The organism is Thermohalobaculum sp. (assembly GCF_058622915.1).
Genome location: NZ_JBZSYN010000058.1, coordinates 1 through 5,596, shown reverse-complemented (window position 1 = coordinate 5,596; position 5,596 = coordinate 1). Strand labels below are relative to the sequence as shown.

The window sequence follows — 5,596 nt, the reverse complement described above, 5'->3', positions numbered from 1 at the left end:
GTGGGGCATGTAGCTGGCCGTGGTCTTGATGACCTCGCGCTCGGTCCAGCGATAGATGTAGTTGGGAATGGGCGTGTTTCGGCAGCCGCCCGAGGTTCCATGGGACAGTATGACGGGTTCGAGCTCGAACTCGGGGGTCAGGCCCAGCTTCACGGCGGCGCGCATCAGCAGCCCCTCGCGGCTCTCGATCGCGACGATTCCCTTGCGCGCCACGCGCAGCATCTCGCACAGCGCCCTGTGCGGCGACGCGCAATGGTGCAGCCCGGCGCACACCACGACCCAGTCGAACGAGTCATCCGCATGCGCGATGTCCTCGGCGTCCTGGCACTCCCAGCGGTAGGGCGCGTAGTCGCTCACCACCTCCTCCTCGTCCAGGTTGGAGATCGTCACGTCGCGCAGTCCCGCAGCGAGCAGCTGGTCCCTGTCATAGCGGTCGCCGCAGAGGACGAGCACCGAGTCGGCGGGATCGATTCCGCTGCTTCGCAGCACGCGCAGGTAGAAATCGCTCATCCGCCCCCCCAAGCCGGCACCCGCGATCCAGGGATCCGGGTGCCATGCATGATCTGGGCAGCCGGCACCGAAAGATGACCGGGCGCACCGTCACAGGGAAAGCGCCCCCGGCGGGCCAGTGTGCCGATGCGGGTGGACGATCTCATCGGGCAGGCCGCTTCGCGCAACACGATCGACGCGCTCAGCTCAGCCAGCGCTTGCGGCGGCGATACGAGCGCACGTCGCGGAAGCTGGCGCGGCCCTTCTCGGACATACCGAGGTAGAACTCCTTGACGTCGGGGTTCTCGCGCAGCTCGGCAGCCGGGCCGTCCATCACCACGCGCCCGTTCTCCAGGATGTAGCCGTAATGGGCGAACCTGAGCGCCACGTTGGTGTTCTGCTCGGCCAGCAGAAAGCTCACGCCTTCCTTTTCGTTGAGGTTGCGCACGATCTCGAAGATCTCCTCGACCAGCGTCGGCGCCAGCCCCATCGAGGGCTCGTCGAGCAGGATCATCTCGGGCCGGCTCATCAGCGCGCGGCCGATGGCGCACATCTGCTGCTCGCCGCCCGAGGTGTAGCCGGCCTGGGAGCGGCGCCGATCCTTCAGCCGCGGAAAGTAGCCGTAGACGAGATCGAGGTCGCGCTGCACCCCGGCACGACCGTCCGAGCGGGTGTAGGCGCCGGTCAGGAGGTTCTCCTCGATGGTCAGGTGCTCGAAGCAATGCCGGCCCTCCATCACTTGGATCACCCCGCGCGCGACCAGCGCCGCCGGGTAGAGTTCGTTGACGCGCTCGCCCCGGTAGACGATCGAGCCCTTGGTGACCTCGCCGCGCTCGGAGCGCAGCAGGTTGGAGATCGACTTGAGCGTGGTGGTCTTGCCCGCGCCGTTGCCGCCCAGAAGCGCGATCACGCCGCCCTTGGGCACGCTGAGCGAGACGCCCTTCAGCACGAGGATGACGTGGTTGTAGATCACCTCGATGTTGTTCACCTCGAGCAGTGTCCCGCTCTTGGAATCGTCGAGCATGCGTGACCCTCCAGCCCCCGGCCCGCCCGCGCGGCGGGCGCGGGGCCGTCTTGAAATTGCAAAACGAATGGGGCCGCCCCCGTGGGGGCGGCCCTGGGCCTCAGTCTCCCGGGCACTTGCGCGGGGTGATGTTGTTCTCCTTGGCATAGGCCATGGAGTCCTGCTGGATCAGCGGGTCCACCACCGAGCGGTCAGCCGACATGTAGCCGGTGATGATCTTCCAGGTCTTGGTCTTGGCGTTCCATTGCTGGATGGCGCCAAGGCCCGGCCCGCCGTGGTTGGCACAGGTCACGTGCACCGGCACCGTGAAGCCGGGCAGGCCCAGCTGGGCCAGGCGCGCCTCGTCGACATTGAGGTGCTCGTAGCCGTCGCGCATCATCGTGGGCGTGATGTTCTTCGTGTGGTACATCTTCTGCGCCGTGCGCGCCGCCTCGACGGCCCACATCGCCGCCAGCATGCCGCGGTTGTAGAGCACGGTGCCGGGATTGTCGCCGGCGCCCGCGGCAAGGCCCTTGTCATAGACGTACTTCTTCAGGTCGGCATAGATCGGATAGTTCTTGCCCACGCCGTGGAAGGTGATCGCCTTGTAGCCGTTCGCGGCCATGCCGGCGGGCAGCACGTCCTGCTCGGACGCCGACCACCAGACGCCGATGAAATGGTCCATGGGATAGCGGACATTGGCGGCCTCCTGTATGGCGACCTGGTTCATCACGCCCCAGCCCCACATGAAGACCCAGTCGGGCCGCTCCCTGCGCACTTGCAGCCAGGTGGCCTTCTGCTCCTGCCCGGGGCTGTCGACCGGCAAGAGGATCAGCTTGTAGCCATGCTTCTTGGAGAGTTGCTGGAGCGTGCGGATCGGCTCCTTGCCATAGGCCGAGTTATGGTAGACCAGCGCGATCTTCTTGCCCTTGAGCGAGCCGCCCTCCTCCTTCATCACGTATTTCACCATGATCGAGGCGGCGTCCCAGTAGGTGCCGGGGAAGTTGAAGATCCAGGGGAAGACCCGCCCGTTGGCGGCCGAGGTGCGGCCATAGCCCATGGAGTGGAGCGGGATGTGGTCGGCGCTCACCTTGGGGATGAGCTGGTAGGTGATGCCGGTCGAAAGCGGCTGGAAGACCAGCGCGCCCTGGCCCTTGAGCGACTCGTAGCACTCGACGCCCTTGTCGGTGTTGTAGGCGGTCTCGCACTCGGGGATCTTGATCTTCTCGCCGCCGATGCCGCCGTCGCGCTCGTTGATCAGCGTGAGATAGTCGTGGTAGCCGTCGGCGAAGGGGATGCTGTTCGGCGCATAGGGTCCGGTGCGGTAGCTGAGCATCGGAAAGACGAGGTCGGCATAGGCCGGCGCCGCCAGTGCGCACGCCGTCGCTGCTGCAATTGCCAGTCTGGTAAGCTTCATGTTGTGGCCCCCCTTTGTTGGCCGTTTCGTCTTGCGGTCCCTGCCGGGACCGGTCTGTGCCGCCCGCCCCTCAGTAAGGGAAGGGCCAGAGGCGGAGCTTCTCCTTCGCCGTGCGCCACAGTGACGCAATTCCCAGCGGCTCGGCAATCAGGAACAGGATGATCAGCGCGCCGATCAGCGTCGTCTGGACTTGCTGGGCGATGTCGGTGGGCCAGCCGAACTGCTCGGCCAGGATGTTCTTGAACAGGACCGGCAGCAGCACGAAGAACCCCGCTCCGATCAGCGAGCCGAGGATCGAGCCGAGCCCGCCGATGATGATCATGAACAGCACCAGGAACGAGACGTTGACGCCGAAGGCCTCGGTGCCCTCCGCCGCCCCCTTCCAGACCGTGAAATAGAGCGCCCCGGCCATGCCGATGTAGAACGACGAGACGGCGAAGGCCGAGAGCTTCGAGCGCATCGGACTGACCCCGATGATGTCGGCGGCGATGTCCATGTCGCGGATCGCCATCCACGACCGCCCGGTGCGCCCGCGCACGAGGTTGCGCGCCACCCAGCCGAACACGGTGAGGAAACCTAGCGAGAACACGTAGGTCGCCGCAGAGCGGCTGGTCGGCCCCGTGATCTCGATGCCGAAGAGCGTGCGCGTGGGCGCCACGATCTGCCCGGTGGCCGAGTAGTTGTAGAACCAGCCCCACTTGTTGAACATCCAGATCAGAAAGAACTGCGCGGCCAGCGTGGTGACCGCGAGGTAGAACCCCTTCACCCTGAGCGAGGGCAGGCCGAAGATCAGCCCGACCCCGGCGGTCACCACGCCCGAGAGGATGGTGATCGAGACCATGTCGAGCCCGGGGAAGGCGGTCATCAGCTTGTAGGAGGCATAGGCCCCCACCGCCATGAAGGCGCCGGTGCCGAGCGACACCTGCCCGCAATAGCCGGTGAGGATGTTGAGCCCCAGCGCCGCCAGCGCATAGACGAAGAAGGGCAGGAAGACCGCCTGCTCCCAGTAGTCGTCGACGAAGAAGGGCACGACGAGGAAGGCCACCGCGAGCAGCGTCCAGAAGGCGAGCCGCTCGGCGCGAATCGGGAAGGTGGCGAGATCCGCCTGGTAGCTGGTCTTGAACTCCCCGGCCTCGCGGTAGAACATCGTCCTACTCCTGCCAGCGGGCGGCGTCACCCGGGAAATCCGTGCCCTGCGGCTTGACCAGGCAGAAGCGGTGGCCGGTGGGCGCCTCCATCACGATCCAGTCGCGGATGCGCGCCACCTCGCGCGCGCCCAAGCGCTTGAGCCGCGCCGCCTCGGCCTCGCGGTCGTCGGTCTCGAAGTCCAGATGCACGCGCGGCGCATGGTCCACCGCCTGCAGCTCCACGCGCGGGCCGCGCGGGCCCTCGATCGTCGCGTACTTGCCGTCCGCGTCGAGCCGCGCCTCGGCGCCCAGCACGCCGGACCAGAAGGCCATGGCCTCGGCCAGATCCTGCGTCTGGCAGTCGATACAGACCACGCCGATGCGCGAGCGGTGGGCCATGCTCACACCCTCTCGATGATGCGCTCGCCGAACAGGCCCTGCGGCCGGAACAGCAGGAAGACCAGCGCCAGCACATAGGCGAACCAGTTCTCGGTGGCGCCGCCCAGATAGTTGTAGCCGATGGTGTACTCGAACACCTTCTCGCCGGCGCCGATGATCAGCCCGCCGACGATGGCGCCGGGGATCGAGGTGAAGCCGCCGAGCATCAGCACCGGCAGCGCCTTGAGCGCGATCAGCGACAGCGAGAACTGCACGCCCGAGGCGGCGCCCCACATGATGCCGGCGACCAGCGCCACGATGCCCGCGACCGACCAGACCACCCACCAGACGGTCTCGAGCGAGATGCCGACCGCAAGCGCCGCCTGGTGGTCGTCCGCGACCGCGCGCAGCGCCCGGCCCATGCGGGTGTACTGCGAGAACAGGGTCAGGGCGGTGACCAGGATCGCGGCGACCAGCGCGGCGGTCATTTCGAGCTTGTTCACCAGCATCCCGGTGGCGTTGAGGATCCAGTCCGAGGGGCCCGAGGGCAGCCCGATGTCGAGCGGCTTGACGTTGGCGCCCCACATCAGGTCGCCGACGCCTTCGAGCACATAGGCCAGCCCGATGGCCGCCATGAACAGGATGATCGGCGGCTGGTTCACCAGCGGGCGGAAGACCAGGCGCACGATGAGCCAGGCGAGGGCGATCATCACCGCGGTGGTGAACGCGATGCAGACCGCGACGAACCAGATCGGCGGCGCCGTCCCCTGCTTGTCGGGCGGCACGTACCAGTGGTGCCACTCGGTACCGAGGATCCAGTTGAGCAGGTGCGCGAAGGGGATCTGCCCGTCGAGGAAGCCGACCAGCGTCAGCGCGGCGAACAGCGCCATCACCCCCTGGGCGAAGTTGAAGATGCCGCTGGCCTTGAAGATCAGCACGAAGCCGAGCGCGACCAGCGCGTACATCACGCCCGAGAACAGGCCGGCGACCACCACCTCCCAGAAGAACGGATCGGTCAGGAGCCCCATGCGCCCTCCCCCCTCACTCGTGCGAGACGCCGAGATAGGCGTCGATCACCGCCGCGTTGGCGCGCACCTCGTCGGGCGTGCCGTCGGCGATCTTGCGGCCGTAGTCGAGCACCACCACACGGTCGGCGAGGTCCATGACCACGCCCATGTCGTG

7 protein-coding genes are annotated in these 5,596 nt (G+C 67.0%); all 7 read right to left on the bottom strand.

Annotated features, from left to right (window positions below; genetic code table 11):
- Positions 1-510: class I SAM-dependent methyltransferase (locus AC32QD_RS05050; protein WP_492009392.1), on the bottom strand; the 510-nt coding region annotated here is incomplete at its 3' end.
- Positions 511-691: 181 nt separating this feature from the next.
- Positions 692-1,513: an ABC transporter ATP-binding protein gene (locus tag AC32QD_RS05045; protein WP_492009391.1), complete on the bottom strand. Its 822-nt coding sequence runs from the start codon at positions 1,511-1,513 to the stop codon at positions 692-694.
- A gap of 100 nt (positions 1,514-1,613) precedes the next feature.
- Positions 1,614-2,909, bottom strand: coding sequence for an ABC transporter substrate-binding protein (locus AC32QD_RS05040; RefSeq protein ID WP_492009390.1), 1,296 nt, complete (start codon positions 2,907-2,909; stop codon positions 1,614-1,616).
- 70 nt (positions 2,910-2,979) lie between these two features.
- Positions 2,980-4,056 (bottom strand): branched-chain amino acid ABC transporter permease, encoded by a 1,077-nt coding sequence (locus AC32QD_RS05035; RefSeq protein ID WP_492009389.1) that lies wholly within the window; start codon positions 4,054-4,056, stop codon positions 2,980-2,982.
- 4 nt (positions 4,057-4,060) lie between these two features.
- On the bottom strand, positions 4,061-4,435 hold the full coding sequence (locus tag AC32QD_RS05030; protein ID WP_492009388.1) for a VOC family protein: 375 nt from the start codon (positions 4,433-4,435) through the stop codon (positions 4,061-4,063).
- 2 nt (positions 4,436-4,437) lie between these two features.
- Complete coding sequence (locus AC32QD_RS05025) at positions 4,438-5,442, bottom strand: branched-chain amino acid ABC transporter permease (protein ID WP_492009387.1); 1,005 nt, start codon at positions 5,440-5,442, stop codon at positions 4,438-4,440.
- 13 nt (positions 5,443-5,455) lie between these two features.
- Positions 5,456-5,596, bottom strand: a 141-nt coding sequence (locus tag AC32QD_RS05020) for an ABC transporter ATP-binding protein C-terminal domain-containing protein (RefSeq protein ID WP_492009393.1), incomplete at its 5' end; no start/stop codon positions are given.